Genomic DNA, 14,840 nt, shown 5'->3' on the forward strand with positions numbered 1-14,840 from the left:
GATTTTCCCCACCACAAGTACCTTCTTCATTTCTTCTCTGCTCAATGTAATTGTCTCCTGTCCCATAGTGACATTATCTCAGAACAGTTATGGGATGACATTATCACAGAAGAACAACACCTCCTGCAATTATGGATTGACAGCAGATGCAATCATTGGTACCATATGCGCATAAACACGCGTTTACGGGTGGGGGTTTTTGGTTGTATAAAGAAATAAACAGCACGGAAATTGCCAAGTTGGCCGGTGTTTCGAGAAGCACGGTCAGCCGGGTCATCAACAATTATTCCAACGTGCCGGAGCAAACGAAACAAAAGGTCATGAAGGTCATTGAGCAATACAATTATTTTCCGAATCTATCCGCGCAGGTGCTGGCCGGGAAGCGTACTAGAACGATTGGTTTGTTCATGATCGATTCCGGACGCGTATCTGGCGACAGCATCTCAAGCTTGCTGCTAGCGAGAATTATTGAAAGCGCTTCTTCCCAGGGCTATTATGTGCTTACGCATATCGTGCGGGATATGAAGGAGCCGGAGGAAATCCGGACCATAAAGGAAAGCTTCTACCAGCGTAGAATTGATGGAGGCGTATTTATCGGGGCAGCCAATCATGAACCGCTTATCGAAGAGCTGATCACGGAAGGCTTTATGGTTGCTATCGTTGACCAGCATTTACCCGGCCGGACTGAACCGAACCGGATTGTGTTCAACTTCGACAATGAAACCGGCGTAGGCCTGGCTGTCGATTATTTAGTAAGCTTGGGGCATACTCGGATCGGTATGATAAACGGGGATATGAACCGATTTTCGGGACCGTCCAAGTGGCGGGGGTTTCAGGCTGCGATGGAAAGGCATAACCTGCCACTTAATCAGCAGTGGATACTGCCTGGTGATTTTAACGAAGGAAGCGGCTACAAGGCCATTAAGGATTTTTTGAAAGCGACGACAGAGCTCCCGACAGCGATTTTTGCAGCAAACGACAGTGTAGCGTTTGGTGCGATTCGCGCCCTGAAAGAGGCTGGAATCCGCGTGCCGCAGCATGTTTCTGTCATCGGCTTTGATGATCATTTTAGAAGCGAGCATCACAATCCTCCCTTAACGACGATTAAGATTGATTTCGCCGATATGATGGATCAGCTGACAAAAACCTTGATAGCCAGCATCGAGCGAGGGGCGGATGCCTTCCAGACCTCAGCCGCGGGAACCAAGCTGATCGTGAGGGAATCCTGTCAGAGCGTAACGACAGCCTGATTGTAGTGTGCTGTATTCTGGCGTCAGCGGACTGATTGCTGATAGTTCATGGATTGTCAGCATAGCAGCATAGCAGCATAGCAGAATAGCAAAACAGCAAAACAGCAGAACAGCAGAACAGCAGAACAGCAGAACAGCAGAACAGCAGAACAGCAGAACAGCAGAACAGCAGAACAGCAGAACAGTTCATGGAGCTAGGCTCATTAGCAGAATAGCGTCTAGAAAGGCAAACGATGCGGAACGGAAATGAAGGAACCGTATCGAATAAAAGGAAAAACTCCAGCTAATTGGGGGAGTTGAAAACTGTAATTGTGATTAACAGGAATTTCTCCTGCTAAATTAGCTGATTATCGCTGTTTGCAGCGGTTTACTTATAATTAAAGGGAGAATTTCCAGTTAAACGAGAATAAACTCCTTTTCACGCAAAATAGCTGGAGATTTTCCTGTTAAAGTGTTTGTAAAGTTGTTGGGACTGTCCAGATAGGCGGAATACGTTTTAACAGCCTGCTTACTCAGTTTTCTTTTCCAAAAAATGAACGCGCGTTCATATGATTAGGCTGAAATTAGCGAGAGGGGTGATAGGTATGTAGCGTTCGTAAGAGATCGTTGTTTTGTACCGGTATAGCAGAAGGCGATATTGCTTTTTTACGAATAGAAAAACGAAGTCTATCAAAATAAAACATAGGGAGAGATGAGCATGGACAACAATGTGCTTGGAACACGGGCTATTACGCAAATTGGGCTTTTGGTGAATGATATTGATGAGACCTCGCAAGCCTATGCCGATTTTTTTGGCGTGGAGAAGCCAGCTTGGTTTTGGACCGATACGGTAGACAAAGCGCAGACCGAATATAACGGAGAGTCGTCTGTGGCGCGCGCCAAGCTTGCTTTTTTTGACATGGGATCCTTGCAGCTTGAGCTTATTGAGCCTGATGAGCATCCAAGCACATGGAGAGAGCATCTTGATAAGCATGGAGAGGGCCTGCATCATATAGCTTTTTTAGTGGATGGGATGAAAGAAAAGGTTGCCGCAATGGAAAAGAACGGTATGGCCTTGGTGCAAAAAGGAGAATATACAGGCGGGCGCTACGCTTATATGGATACCTTTAAACAGTTGAAAATCATGCTGGAGCTGCTGGAGAACGACAAGAAATAGCAGCCGTTTGATAGGCAGCGCGGCAAATAAAAGAGCATGGATTGATAGGAGGAAATAAACCGTATGAATATATTGATTACGGGTGCAAATCGAGGGTTAGGCCTTGCGCTTGCTGCAGAAGCTTGTGGGCGGGGACATCAAGTGCTGGCTGGGGTTCGGAGCCCAGGCTCTGCTGCAGAGGGATTACAGGAGCTGGTTACGAGATTTCCAGAGCAGGTAACGATAGTGCCGCTTGATGTTGCGGACGAGAATTCGGTCCGATACGCATACGAGCAGGTCGGAAGCCGCATTCACAGTCTTGACGCTGTCATTAACAGCGCAGCAATATTGCTTGGCAGAGATCAGAAGCTCGAACAGCTTAATATGGAGCAGGTAGAGCAATCCTTTCAGACGAATTTATACGGTCCTATTGTAGTTCTTAAGCATTTCTTGCCGCTGCTCCGCAAAGGGGAGAGGCCATGCGTCATTAATATTAGCTCGGAGGCAGGCAGCTTTGCCGGCGCATATGGCGGGGACTATTCCTACGCACTTTCCAAGTCGGCGCTGAATATGTTCTCCGCTCAGATCCGCCAGGAGCTTGCGCCGTCAGGAATTATCGTTCATGCGCTCCATCCGGGCTGGATTAGAACGGATATGGGTGGAGAGCAGGCTCCAGGGGATGCGACCGTTTCTGCTGCAGGCATCCTCGACCTAGTAGAACGGAAAATCGAAACGGATGCTCTGTTTATTGATCATACCGGGGCTCCAATGAAATTGTAAACGCATTAGCTTACGAGAGGAGGAGCAGAATGAAAAGGCTAGTCGCATTAGTCGGCGATTTCTATCATAAGAAGGAGCTCGCAAGCGATTCACTGCATAAAGCGTTAGCTGAGCATATCGCTGCATCAGAAATCGAGGTGCATCTCGTCAGCAATCCGGACCAATTAATCCGAGAGCTGCACAACCATCCGGCTGCCGTCGTATTGTTCGCAGAGGACCGCGTGGCTCCCATTGAACAGCCGGATTTAAAATGGATGACGCCGGCTCTATCGGATCAGATCGTGCAATACGTAGAAAATGGCGGAGGCTGGTTAGCGTGGCATTCCGGATTAGCCTCCTATCCGCCGGACAGCAGCTATACGCAGATGCTGCGCGGTTATTTCTTATCGCATCCCGAGCAGAACAAGCAGGTGAGCTATGCCCCGGCGGACGACGGCCAACAGGATCGGTTTTCATTTGTGGATGAGCATTATTTTGTGCGTTGCGATGAGGAGAACACGGAGGTTTTTCTTCGCTCCTTCTCGGAAGACGGGGAATCTATTGCAGGCTGGCGTCATCCCTATGGTGCCGGGAGAGTAAGCTGCGTAACGCCGGCCCATCGCGAAGAGGGTTTGCTGCATTCGGAGTTTTTGAGCTTGCTTAGGCGTGAAATCTCGTGGATTGCAGACATATAACCAGCCAATAGTAGAAAAAACGACCGTCAATAATAGGATGAACGGCTAAAAAATAAACGCAGCGGAGGTTGACATGAAATATAGAAATCTCGGTAGAACGGGCTTAAAGGTAAGTGAAATCAGTCTTGGAAGCTGGTTGACGTACGGAAACTCGGTCGATGACGGAACGGCAGCCGAAACGATCGCGCAGGCTTATGATTTAGGCATCAACTTCTTCGATACAGCCAATGTGTACATGCGCGGTAAAGCAGAGGAGGTAGTAGGAGAGGCTTTGCGGAGCTATGCACGCGAGTCTTACGTCATAGCGACGAAGGTTTATGGTGAAATGGGGGCGGGGCCGAACGATCGCGGCTTGTCCCGCAAGCATATTTTGGAACAAGCGAATGCCAGCTTGAAACGGCTTGGGCTTGACTATATCGACATATATTATTGTCACCGCTTTGATTCGAATACGCCGGTGGATGAGACGCTTCGCACCATTGAGGATCTTGTTCGTTCCGGCAAGGTGCTTTATGTCGGCGTAAGCGAGTGGACGGCCGCGCAGATGCAGGAAGCGCTGCAGGTAGCAGATAAGTATTTGCTTGACCGCATCGCGGTTAATCAGCCCCAGTACCATATGTTCCACCGCGCAATCGAGAAGGAAATCATTCCGCTAGGCGAACGCAACGGCATAAGCCAGGTCGTGTTCTCGCCGCTTGCACAGGGAGTGCTTACGGGGAAATACAGCCGCGGGGAAGCAGGAAAGCCTCAGGGCAGCCGCGCGCTGGACGCAAGCTCTAATATGTATATCGGAGGTTATTTGAGCGATTGGCATCTAACCCGCGTGGATCAGCTGAAGGCGTTGGCGGAGGAGCTTGGTTTCTCTACCGCGCAGCTTGCTATCGCTTGGGTGCTCCGCCAGCCGAACGTCGCCAGCGCCTTGGTCGGCGCTAGCCGGCCTGATCAGATTGTAGAGAATAGCAAAGCAAGTGAGCTTACGCTGACGCAAGAAGTTATTCAGCGCATTGACGCGATTTTAGCGGATTAATGCTTAAATGCAGGCAGATGTAAGAGACTCTTATTCCAGCATTGTATTTGTGATTGATTATAATGTCTCTCATCCTGCTTGCATCATTTTTTGCTAATAAATAACGCGTATGAAAAAAGAGCTGCCAGGTAAAGTCATGAGACCATTGCTAGAGAAAAGAGGATTGATGGATACTCCCATCAATCCTCTTTTTTATGATGCGCTATCGGTTGCCATGGTTATCTTTATTAGCGGGCTCCGACATTCGTTCCAGCAGGCGTACCGGTTATGCTCAGTTGGAAGGTTCATCGAGCTTTGAGATTATAAAGATTACAATTGCTCATCAACAATTTAATGCTGCACACGTTCTAACCAATAATTTCTTGACAACTCAACATGAGGCGGTATACATTTGTATACATAAAGATTATTGTATACAAATGCATACAAATTGAGGAGGAGTTAGAATGCGCGAGGGAAGACATGAACACAAAGGGCATCATGATCATAGTGGGCATAGGGGAAACCGGGGACATGAACAAGGTGATAGAAAAAAAGAACGTTTCCAAAGCGCCCAAACCTTTCGTCGAGGCAGAGCGATCGCGTTCCTTGAGAGACTTAACACGAAGCGTTCCACTTTACTGCAGCAACTGAATCAGCCGGAATTTGACGCCATAAAACAAGTTATAAGTGGTGAATTAAAAGCAACCGATGCGATTATCCAGGAGTTTATCCAATCGTTTGAGCTACGCGAAACTTCCCCTGAAAACGAAAATAATAGTGATGGAGATGATGTGAACGATGACAATAACTGATGTAATCAAAACCCGCAGAAATATTAAATTTTTCAACCCTCAGCCAATTAGTGAAAGCGATCTGATATCTTGGCTGGAAACTGCAAGCTATGCGCCTAATCATCGTTTAAACGAACCATGGGAGCTCCTTTTTGTCGGACCAGAAACAAGAGCCAAATTAAATCATAAAACGGACTTTGGCAGTGCACCTGTCATCATTGCAGTATTGTCTAAACCTGGTGCCACTTCATTTGAGCGTGATGAGAACGTCATGGCTGTCTCATGTTTTGTACAGAATTTCTTAATAGCCGCTCATGAAGCGGGGGTCGGCGTATATTGGGCTTCTTTGGGGGCTTCGGCTCATAATCGCGAAATTCTCGATGTGCCGCAAGATTACGATGTTATTGGTGTATTTGCAATTGGCTATCCGGCGGAAGTTCCAACTGCTAAGCCAAGAACGTCGATTACTTCCAAGATCACCTACCTTTCCTAGTTGTCTATTTTGATAGCGGAATGATTCTGATGTGGGTCGCTAAGAAGATCATGCTCACTTATTTGCTGGATGATATAAATAAAGGGAAGTTCAACGAAGAAAAAACTATCGAAATAACCATATAAAATAGCCCGACCAACTAGGTCGGGCTATTTCATATGGTTTTATTAAAAACAAATTCATGTAGGCTATTTCGATGATCTAATTAATCAGAGATCGCGGTAAGGGCAGCAACACCAAGAATTGGGGTTGGGGCTGATTGCTTGTGTGGAGTATCGACAGCAGCTTGCCAATGAGAGGAAGGTATTTCAAATGGACGTGCTGAGATTATAGCGGGTCGAGGCTCTATGGTCGATGCGTTCCCATTGTTTGGTTATGATTTAAAAGATTATGAAGAACTTTTGGCGATTATTGGCGGGAGTCCCTTGCAATTTGCTCCGCTCGTGCCGCTCTATAAGAACGCTGCTGCTCGTACAGGACATGATGCATCGAAATTAAAGATAGCCGTGCACTCACTCGGGTTCATTGCGGAGAGTACCTCGCTTGCGGTCGAGAAGTATTTTTTGATTAGCAACGATTATAAGTAATACAGTAATATAAAGTGTTTTTTCTTATAAGTTATGGATGATGGTCTCAGTTTTTCTAGTGTATATTACTTACCAAGAAAAATAGATTGAACACATCACTTAAGTTACACATGGGGAACGGTATCTTGTCGTCCACATTATCGCATGTGATTCGGGGTCTCTTGCCCCAACTAGCCTAATCATGGTTTAACAAGCAGGCGGGGATGAACGGAATAGCTCTCGAGATCCAAGTCTCTTCTGGTGACCTCATGATACGAACGGGCAGGATAATTGAAATCGTAAAATCCGTGTCAGAGCAAACGCTATTGACAAACCGTCTACTACGTGTTACTTTATAGCTGTAGTAAGTATCACTTTATACCGGTGATACAGAATATCAAGGAGTGATTGTGCTGGAAAACCTAACGGAAATGCTAAAAGGGGTGCTTGAGGGCTGTGTCCTTGAAATTATAAGCCGCAAAGAAACCTACGGCTACGAAATCACGCGGCGGCTGAACGCCCTCGGCTTCACAGATGTTGTGGAGGGAACGGTGTACACTATCCTGATCCGGCTTGAAAAAAACAAGTTGGTGGAGATCACCAAGAAGCCCTCCGAGATGGGACCGCCGCGCAAGTTTTTCGTGCTCAACGACGCGGGGCGCAAGGAACTACGGAAGTTCTGGGAAAAATGGGAGTTCGTATCATCAAAAATTAACGAGTTAAAGGAGAAAAAATAATGAATTTTTGGGAAAAAATCACCGGCAGCGATATGACTAAAGAATTGAAAACTTTTGAATCGCGAGCGAAAAAGCTGCCGGCTGATTATCAAGCGGCATGGGAAAAAATTAATGCCAATCTTTGGCCGCACTCAGATTTCACCGGTCGCAACCTCATGCCAATTCTTGACGGTGTGCTTGGCCTACTCGAAGAAACGGCGGCGGACGGTCAGCGTGTCCAAGAGGTTTTTGGTGACGATATCAAAGGCTTCTGTTCAGCGCTGGCCGGCGAAGAAGGGGCAAAGTCTTTTCGCGACAAGTGGCGCGAGCAACTCAACAATAATATCGCTAAAAAATTAGGTAAATAGGAGGATAAAATGAGAATACAAGATATCATCGAAGGCAAAAAAGAGTGGCGAGCGCACGTGGCGCGTGTCAAAGCGCTCCCGCAAGATTATCAGATTGTTTATAAAGAGATTCAAAAATATCTCTTTAAGGTCGGCCCTGTTGAGCTAACCGATGGGACGGGTTTGCTCTCGGGGATTATCGATCTTTTTAAAGAGGGCGCGGCCTTGGGGAGAGGCGTGCTCGAAGTGACGGGCAGTGACGTAGCGGCTTTCTGCGACGATCTAATCAAAGATTCAAAAACTTACGCTGATATCTATCAAGAATCTGTTGACCAAGAAGGTAACAAGGCCATGAAAAAGGTTACGGATAAAACTAAGTAAAAGGGGGATATCGGGAAGGAAAAAGCAATTTGATATTCATAAATAAGGAGCAGGTTGCTATGACAACTGCTCCATTTCTTTTTTAATCTAACTGGCTGGAACGTGTGCGCTACAAAATCTCCTCATGTATGAATTCATGAAATTACAACCGCAAATCCCTTTTTTTAAAGCACACAAAAGTTACTACGGTTAATACGACAATCAAGGACACTGACAAAATAAGATAGACAGCCTCTAAGCCTCCGCCATACATCATATTCTTCGCTTCAAAATATTTAAACGGGGAAAGGTATTTCAGGTTTTCGAACTTATCGTTTAAGTCGATTGCAATGGATAATATATAGGTGATCAATAGTATTGCTGTAGATAAGGATGCGGCCTTCTTCGGATTTTTATTGACGGCCGCCGTCGCTGATCCGATGACCAAAAACAAGAGCTGCAAAATAAACATTCCTGCCAATGTGATTGCAATATCGCCGCTTACGGATTCGCCTTTGCTGTATTTCGTGACCAGGGAGATGGAGGTAACCAGCGAAACGATGTTAAAGATCACGAGATTTGCAAGTGCAGCCATGAATTTCGATAAAATGACTTTGTTTCTTGAAACGGGTTTGACGAACAAAAACTCCGCCGTTTTATCCCGTTCTTCCTTAGCGATAATATTAGCGCCAAGCATCGTGGCATGAATCGTTCCCATTAACACTAGGTAGATAAAGATAACGCCGTAATATCCGCTTGCCTTCGATAGATCGAGCGTTCCGATCCCCATGATGGCTTGCAAAGCTTTAGGCATGCCCTCCATTAAATCGCTCATCGATTGTCCGGTGGAGGATAACCCAGCATATTTGCCCATGCTGGAGGCAATTAAGAATAGGATGCCGATACTCCAGAAAATGAGAGATTTCGTGTATGCTTTCATTTCGATCCAAAAGATATTCATTCCAATTCCTCCCCACAATTAAACCGCGTGGATATCCTTCTTGATGTAGACGATATAGCTAATAACCAGTGAAACTACGACGATTCCTGCTCCAGCAAGCAAAAAAGAGGTGTCATAGCTGGAACTTCTTGTGATATCGGCCGTGTTGAAATATTTAAAGGGAGATAAATACCTTTTCGCTTCATCGTCGCTTGTCGATACGAGCATGCCGATGATGAAAAAGGCGAACACGGTTCCAAGAGATAAAGTCAGTACGGATTTTATTTTCCGAGTGATGACCGAAATGACAATGCCCAAGGCAAGAAAAATAAGCTGAACAAAAAACAGCGTAACGGATATCATAAAGAAGGTTACTGCACTGTACTCTTCCGTCTTTACCTGAGACAGCATAATGCCGGCTGCAGCTAAAAAAACCACGTTCGTAGCAACTAACGAGGTCAATGCCGCCAAAATCTTGGCCGTTAATATGGTAGTTCGCGATACAGGCTTTGTCATAAGAAAATCTGCAGTTTTGTCTCGTATTTCCTTGGAAATGATGGACGTACCTACATTCATTCCTTGAATGGCCCCGCAAAGTGATAAATAGAGAAATATATAGGAATAGAAGCCCAGCACTGAACCAAGGTTCTCCACTTCAAGACCGATCGCTTTCCGCACAGCCTCCGGGTAACCTTCCAACAGCTTTTTGAACGAATCGATATCTCCTGTAATAGAAGGATACATGGACATGAACAGGACGAGCAGGGCAACCAATGAAACGGACCAAATCAACGTTGATTTTCTATAAAAGATTAATTCATGAAGAAAAATATTCATCGCTGATCAGACCTCCTTTTCGTAGTAGTGCATAAAGATCTCCTCGAGGTCCGGTTCTTCAATCCATAGGTTTGCGATTTCGACTTCGGCTATCTTTTTCATGACGTTATTAATATCGCCTCTGAATAAGAAGCATACCGAATGATCCGCCACGTTAAGATTCTCCACGCCGGCTATGTTGAAGAAATCCTGTTCTGCTGTATCTTTTGTTTCGATTTTGAATTTTTTATAATTGTTTTCTTTTAACGTGCTGATCTTTTCGACCGTGACGATTTTGCCTTCCTTTATGATGGCGACCCGATCGCATAAACGCTGAACCTCGCTTAAGATATGGGATGAAAACAAGATGGTTGCTCCCTTTTTATTCTCCTTCAGAAGCAGATCGAAGAATCTTTGCTGCATCAACGGATCAAGGCCGCTGGTCGGTTCATCGAGTATGATTAATTTGGGTTCGTGAAGCAATCCTTGGACAATCCCGACTTTCTTTTTGTTGCCGAGCGATAAGTCGTCGATTTTCTTTTTTAAATCAAGATCCATGATCTCAGCCAGCTCTTTAATTCTTTTGCTGCAATCCTTTTTGTAAAAGCTTGCCGAGTATTTTAAGAGGTCGATCACCTTCATATTGTCATAATAGAAAACCTCCGAAGGCAAATACCCGATTTGCTTGGCAATTTCGGGGGCAAACTCGATGCAATCCTTGCCGAAGATCTCGGCTTTGCCGCTAGTCGGGTAAATCAGAGACAACAAAGTTCTGATCGTCGTAGATTTTCCAGCTCCGTTCGGTCCGATAAACCCAAAAATTTCGCCTTCTTCTACATGAAAGCTGACGTTCGTGATTCCCCTTTCTTTCCCGTACGTTTTGGTCAAATCGCTGATATTTATGACATTCATGGTAAAACCTCCTCGTATGATGAGTGGGTAGAGATGCTTTTTTCTATTTGTAAAAGTTATTTTCAATGTCTCCCAATATACCTCCATCTCCGTTAAGGTTATCGAATCCCCTAGGTGTTATTAGAATAAAGATACGTAAGAGACAGCTCTTTCTAGAAGAACAGATTCCTCTGCTTGGTAGTCTTGGCTATTAGGAGAGGTTGACTGGATGCCTACTTGCTCCGCAGCATTGAAAAACAAACGATAAATGCGATCATCCTTTGAGGCTCTATCCTGATAACGATCTGTAAAAAAGGTAAGGTGATTAATACCGATAAAACGAAGAAGTTGGCTGCTCCAGCTGATCCAGTCGAGAGGTTTCTCGGATCTGCTAATAAATAATTCGCTCCAACCGTATCCCATATTGCTTGTAATACGAAGACGTACTTGAAAACCAGAGGAATCAGCTTCGAAGGAGGGGATGACAAAAACCTCGATTCTTTTAATACGCATAGAAGAAAGCTGTTCATCCAAACAAGGTAATGGGACTGCAGATTGTGTCAACATAAATAAAATCTCTCCTCAGTTCGCTTACGAAGTTAGCTGACGGATTCGGACTAGAGAGCTGCCCTACCGGAGGCTTAAGCTCCGGACTCACCCCATGCAAACGTACAATGCGGCCGCTCGCGATTGGTTCCCCCGTTTTTCATTGAAAAATTCAGCGATAATTGTTTGCCTTAGTCGGCTTGCCGTCTATAGTAAACCTGCAGCCATCTTTTGTAAAACATAGGTTTTTGGGGATTTGACGCCATATTGTCATTTATAAAGTAATACGATCATTTCATGCGCAAAAAAAGGTTTATTCTTCGAAAATCACGCTGATGCTCACTCATTCTTTTATTTAAAGAAATCTGATTATTTACTCAGTATTTCAGTATATAGGCTGCTGTCATTAATTTTGAAAACGAGAGATAAACGTAGAAATAGCGAGGTAATCGGAGATAGTAATCAATGAAAGCGTTGACATTTGCTCTTTATTGTCTATTATAACTTGATATGACCTGCGAGGCCTCTTTACAGCAGGTTTAGCGAGGAGTAAGATTCGATACAGGATTTACAATAAGTTTCGATTGACTGATCGCTGAGTTTCCGTGAAAGCGGAAAGCGGGGGAACCAAATGTTAGGCAGTGCGCATGTTCGATGTGAGAGTCGGATAGCAGCATTGCAGGGGTGAATCTTTGACCTGGCACCATGGATGCCAGGCAAAGTAGGGCGACTCTCACCGCCCGAATCCGTCAGCTAACCTCGTAAGCGTGGATCGAGAGAGGAATGATGAAACTTGTGATCGATTAATTTCGACCGCAGAGTCATATGCCTCTGCGGTTTTTTGCTGCCCAAAACAGGAGCAGCTGGTAAGAAAGGATCTAAAACGCTGAGTCCTGCAGCAGCAGGAGCGGGGGAACCAACGAGTGTTCGTGTGCAAATACGAATCGTCTCATGGGGTGAATCACTTGGTCTTTGCCAAGCGTAGGGCGACTCTCACGCCCGAATCCGACAGCTAACCTCGCAAGCGTACTCGAGAGAGGCAACAACCATCGCGCTACCTGTGGCTTTTAAAGCAAAACGAGCTTTGCCGTCAAATGACGGTGTAAGCCGTTTATGCTGGGCTGCGGGTCAAGAAGCTGCGGGGAAAGTTCCTCTTTTCCTAAGGCTTCTTTTTTGTTGCCTTTTTTTCAACATTTGGAGGAGAACCGCTTTGGAAAATGAGCATATTATTGTCGCCGGGCTAAGCGAGTCTGGCAAATCATTTATAAGAATTTTGGAATTTCACGAGCTCCCTTTCATGGTGCTGACCAACAGCAAGCAAGAGGAGAAGCTGCTCCGGAGACAAGGCATAGCTAATGTGCTCTATGTGGATACCAATGATAGGAAAAGTTGGGATGTACCGGATTTTTATATCCGTGAGGTTTTCATATTTGAGAGCAGTTTCACGCTAAGCTGCCGTTTTGTGCAGTGCTGTCGGGCATGGACGTCAAAGTCCATTTACGTGATTACGCAGTCATGGAATCCGCGGGCCATTTACAAAGGCCTTGGAGCGGATCATATCGTGTACTCACAAAACGGCGAGGTAGGATTTTTATTAAACAAAAGCAGGAAATAATGCAGGAGGAATTCCTATGGCAGATGTGTATATGATTATTGTCTTAATAGCATGCTTTGGTTTGTTTTACGGTTTTTTGACTTGGTGCGGCAATGTCATTGAGCAATCGGGAGGCGATAACGGATGATTATTGTGACCATTCTGGCGTTGTTCGTGTTCGTCTATTTGATCTATGCCTTAATTAATCCGGAAAAATTTTAGCCCAGGAGGAGTTACGATGGATATTTTACAGATGCTGGTAGTCATTGCAGTTCTCGTCCTGCTTGTCAAGCCGCTAGGTACGTACGTCTACCATGTATTTTCGAATGAACAGAATCGTTTGGACAAAGTTTACGGAGGCAAGGAACGGTTCATTTACAAGCTTATCGGCTTAAAACGCCGTGAGGGAATGAGCTGGAAGGTATACGCGCTAAGCTTTATTGCGACAAATATTGTTCTGGTAGCGTTCAGCTATCTGATTCTGCGGTTGCAAAACGCGCTGCCGTTCAATCCGAACGCGGTGGGCAGTATGGAGCCGACGCTTGCCTTCAATACCGTTATCAGCTTTATGACGAATACAAACCTGCAGCATTACAGCGGGGAAAGTGCCTTATCTTATTTCTCGCAAATGGCCGTCATTATGATGATGATGTTCACCTCCGCGGCGACGGGCTTCTCGGTAGCTATCGCATTTGTTCGCGGAATAACGAGCAAAGGCAAAACGATCGGTAACTTCTTTGAGGATTTCGTTAAGGCGCACACGAGAATATTTCTTCCTATTTCCTTTATTATTACACTTGTGCTCGTAGTGCTTCAGGTGCCGCAAACGCTTGATCCGACGTTAACGGTCAAGACGCTGGAAGGCGCAATGCAGCAAATTGCGATCGGGCCTGTAGCTTCACTGGAATCGATCAAGCATTTGGGAACGAACGGCGGCGGATTTTTTGGCGTCAACTCGGCCCATCCGTTTGAGAATCCGAATCCACTCACTAACGTAATTGAAATTTTATGCATGTGGGCACTGCCTGCTGCATTGCCTTACACGTTCGGGCTATTCGCTAAGAACAAAAAGCAAGGCTGGGTTATTTTCTCAGCGATGATGTGCCTGTTCCTCGTCTTCCTGAGCGTCGCCTATACATCAGAGAAAGTCGGAAGCCCGGCGATGAACGCTCTTGGCATCGACGCTTCGCAAGGCAGCATGGAAGGCAAGGAGGTTCGTTTCGGTATTGCGCAATCCGCGCTGTTCACGACGGTGACTGCGGCCGCAACGACCGGCACTGTAAACAATATGCATGATACGCTTACTCCGCTTGGCGGTTTAGTACCGCTCGCGGAAATGATGCTCAATGTTGTTTTCGGCGGAAAAGGTGTCGGGCTTATTAATATGCTCATGTATGCGATATTGGCTGTATTTATATGTGGGCTTATGGTCGGCAGGACGCCAGAGTTTCTTGGGCGCAAAATAGAACCGCGTGAAATGAAGCTGATTGCGATAGCCATATTGGCTCATCCTTTCATTATACTAGTGCCGACCGCGATCGCCTTTATGAGCGATCTCGGAACCGTCGCAATAACAAATCCAGGGTTCCACGGCATCAGCCAGGTGCTCTACGAATATACGTCATCGGCAGCGAACAATGGTTCCGGCTTTGAAGGATTGGGCGATAATACGCCATTCTGGAATATTAGCACCGGGCTCGTCATGCTGTTCGGCCGATATATTTCCTTGATCGCAATGCTGGCCGTTGCGGGTTCGCTTGTACGCAAACAGCCGGTGCCAGAGACGATTGGCACGTTCCGTACAGATAATGCGCTGTATACGGGCTTACTAATTGGTACGGTTCTTTTGATTGGCGCTTTAACTTTCTTACCGGTTATCGTTCTTGGACCGGTTGCAGAATATTTGACACTCCGTTAACGGATGAGGTGAAC

At 45.8% G+C, this 14,840-nt stretch carries 17 protein-coding genes, 1 pseudogene and 3 riboswitches; of the genes and pseudogenes, 14 read left to right on the forward strand and 4 right to left on the reverse strand.

Annotated features, from left to right (window positions below):
- Positions 1-203 precede the first annotated feature (203 nt).
- The 11 genes and pseudogenes from RCO25_RS15155 to RCO25_RS15205 all read left to right on the forward strand — a co-directional run bounded on the left by RCO25_RS15155 (position 204) and on the right by RCO25_RS15205 (position 8,142).
- Complete coding sequence (locus RCO25_RS15155; RefSeq protein ID WP_308996982.1) at positions 204-1,250, forward strand: LacI family DNA-binding transcriptional regulator; 1,047 nt, start codon at positions 204-206, stop codon at positions 1,248-1,250.
- Positions 1,251-1,947: 697 nt separating this feature from the next.
- A complete protein-coding gene (locus tag RCO25_RS15160; protein ID WP_308996983.1) occupies positions 1,948-2,406 on the forward strand; it encodes a VOC family protein in 459 nt (152 codons plus the stop codon).
- A gap of 63 nt (positions 2,407-2,469) precedes the next feature.
- Positions 2,470-3,165, forward strand: coding sequence for an SDR family oxidoreductase (locus RCO25_RS15165; RefSeq protein WP_308996984.1), 696 nt, complete (start codon positions 2,470-2,472; stop codon positions 3,163-3,165).
- 29 nt (positions 3,166-3,194) lie between these two features.
- A complete protein-coding gene (locus tag RCO25_RS15170) occupies positions 3,195-3,839 on the forward strand; it encodes a ThuA domain-containing protein (protein ID WP_308996985.1) in 645 nt (214 codons plus the stop codon).
- Positions 3,840-3,912: 73 nt separating this feature from the next.
- Positions 3,913-4,866, forward strand: coding sequence for an aldo/keto reductase family protein (locus tag RCO25_RS15175; RefSeq protein WP_308996986.1), 954 nt, complete (start codon positions 3,913-3,915; stop codon positions 4,864-4,866).
- A gap of 446 nt (positions 4,867-5,312) precedes the next feature.
- Entirely contained in the window at positions 5,313-5,660 is a 348-nt protein-coding gene (locus tag RCO25_RS15180; RefSeq protein ID WP_308996987.1) for a hypothetical protein, read from the forward strand.
- Positions 5,647-6,132, forward strand: a complete 486-nt coding sequence (locus RCO25_RS15185) for a nitroreductase family protein (protein WP_308996988.1) — start codon at positions 5,647-5,649, stop codon at positions 6,130-6,132. The genes RCO25_RS15180 and RCO25_RS15185 overlap by 14 nt, the downstream gene beginning before the upstream one ends.
- 299 nt (positions 6,133-6,431) lie before the next feature.
- Positions 6,432-6,695, forward strand: a pseudogene (locus tag RCO25_RS15190) (hypothetical protein); the annotation flags it as partial.
- Positions 6,696-7,129: 434 nt separating this feature from the next.
- Complete coding sequence (locus tag RCO25_RS15195) at positions 7,130-7,435, forward strand: PadR family transcriptional regulator (protein ID WP_308997120.1); 306 nt, start codon at positions 7,130-7,132, stop codon at positions 7,433-7,435.
- The gene (locus RCO25_RS15200) at positions 7,435-7,782 is read left to right on the forward strand and encodes a DUF1048 domain-containing protein (RefSeq protein WP_308996989.1); all 348 of its coding nucleotides are present in this window, start codon (positions 7,435-7,437) and stop codon (positions 7,780-7,782) included. The genes RCO25_RS15195 and RCO25_RS15200 overlap by 1 nt, the downstream gene beginning before the upstream one ends.
- Positions 7,783-7,791: 9 nt before the next feature.
- Positions 7,792-8,142, forward strand: a complete 351-nt coding sequence (locus RCO25_RS15205) for a DUF1048 domain-containing protein (protein WP_308996990.1) — start codon at positions 7,792-7,794, stop codon at positions 8,140-8,142.
- A gap of 142 nt (positions 8,143-8,284) precedes the next feature.
- Here the strand turns inward: RCO25_RS15205 and RCO25_RS15210 are convergent, their stop codons facing one another.
- The 4 genes from RCO25_RS15210 to RCO25_RS15225 all read right to left on the reverse strand — a co-directional run bounded on the left by RCO25_RS15210 (position 8,285) and on the right by RCO25_RS15225 (position 11,335).
- Positions 8,285-9,082 carry an ABC transporter permease subunit gene (locus RCO25_RS15210; RefSeq protein ID WP_308996991.1) on the reverse strand — a complete coding sequence of 266 codons (798 nt, stop codon included), beginning with the start codon at positions 9,080-9,082 and terminating at the stop codon, positions 8,285-8,287.
- An 18-nt stretch (positions 9,083-9,100) separates the two neighbouring features.
- A complete protein-coding gene (locus RCO25_RS15215; RefSeq protein ID WP_308996992.1) occupies positions 9,101-9,898 on the reverse strand; it encodes an ABC transporter permease subunit in 798 nt (265 codons plus the stop codon).
- A 6-nt stretch (positions 9,899-9,904) separates the two neighbouring features.
- Complete coding sequence (locus tag RCO25_RS15220; protein ID WP_308996993.1) at positions 9,905-10,789, reverse strand: ABC transporter ATP-binding protein; 885 nt, start codon at positions 10,787-10,789, stop codon at positions 9,905-9,907.
- 120 nt (positions 10,790-10,909) lie between these two features.
- Positions 10,910-11,335 carry a hypothetical protein gene (locus RCO25_RS15225; protein WP_308996994.1) on the reverse strand — a complete coding sequence of 142 codons (426 nt, stop codon included), beginning with the start codon at positions 11,333-11,335 and terminating at the stop codon, positions 10,910-10,912.
- 6 nt (positions 11,336-11,341) lie between these two features.
- Positions 11,342-11,502, reverse strand: a riboswitch (cyclic di-AMP (ydaO/yuaA leader).
- Positions 11,503-11,897: 395 nt separating this feature from the next.
- Positions 11,898-12,098: riboswitch (cyclic di-AMP (ydaO/yuaA leader) on the forward strand.
- Positions 12,099-12,188: 90 nt separating this feature from the next.
- Positions 12,189-12,356: riboswitch (cyclic di-AMP (ydaO/yuaA leader) on the forward strand.
- 168 nt (positions 12,357-12,524) lie between these two features.
- Between RCO25_RS15225 and RCO25_RS15230 the strand changes: the two genes are divergently transcribed.
- From RCO25_RS15230 to kdpA, 3 genes are all read left to right on the forward strand, one after another.
- Entirely contained in the window at positions 12,525-12,929 is a 405-nt protein-coding gene (locus RCO25_RS15230) for a hypothetical protein (protein ID WP_308996995.1), read from the forward strand.
- Positions 12,930-13,052: 123 nt separating this feature from the next.
- On the forward strand, positions 13,053-13,130 hold the full coding sequence (gene kdpF / locus RCO25_RS34855; RefSeq protein ID WP_374992119.1) for a K(+)-transporting ATPase subunit F: 78 nt from the start codon (positions 13,053-13,055) through the stop codon (positions 13,128-13,130).
- A 16-nt stretch (positions 13,131-13,146) separates the two neighbouring features.
- Positions 13,147-14,826 (forward strand): potassium-transporting ATPase subunit KdpA, encoded by a 1,680-nt coding sequence (gene kdpA, locus RCO25_RS15235; RefSeq protein WP_308996996.1) that lies wholly within the window; start codon positions 13,147-13,149, stop codon positions 14,824-14,826.
- Positions 14,827-14,840: the final 14 nt, after the last annotated feature.

It is taken from the genome of Paenibacillus sp. LHD-38, assembly GCF_031157315.1.
In the GTDB taxonomy this organism is placed as follows: Bacteria; Bacillota; Bacilli; order Paenibacillales; family Paenibacillaceae; genus Pristimantibacillus.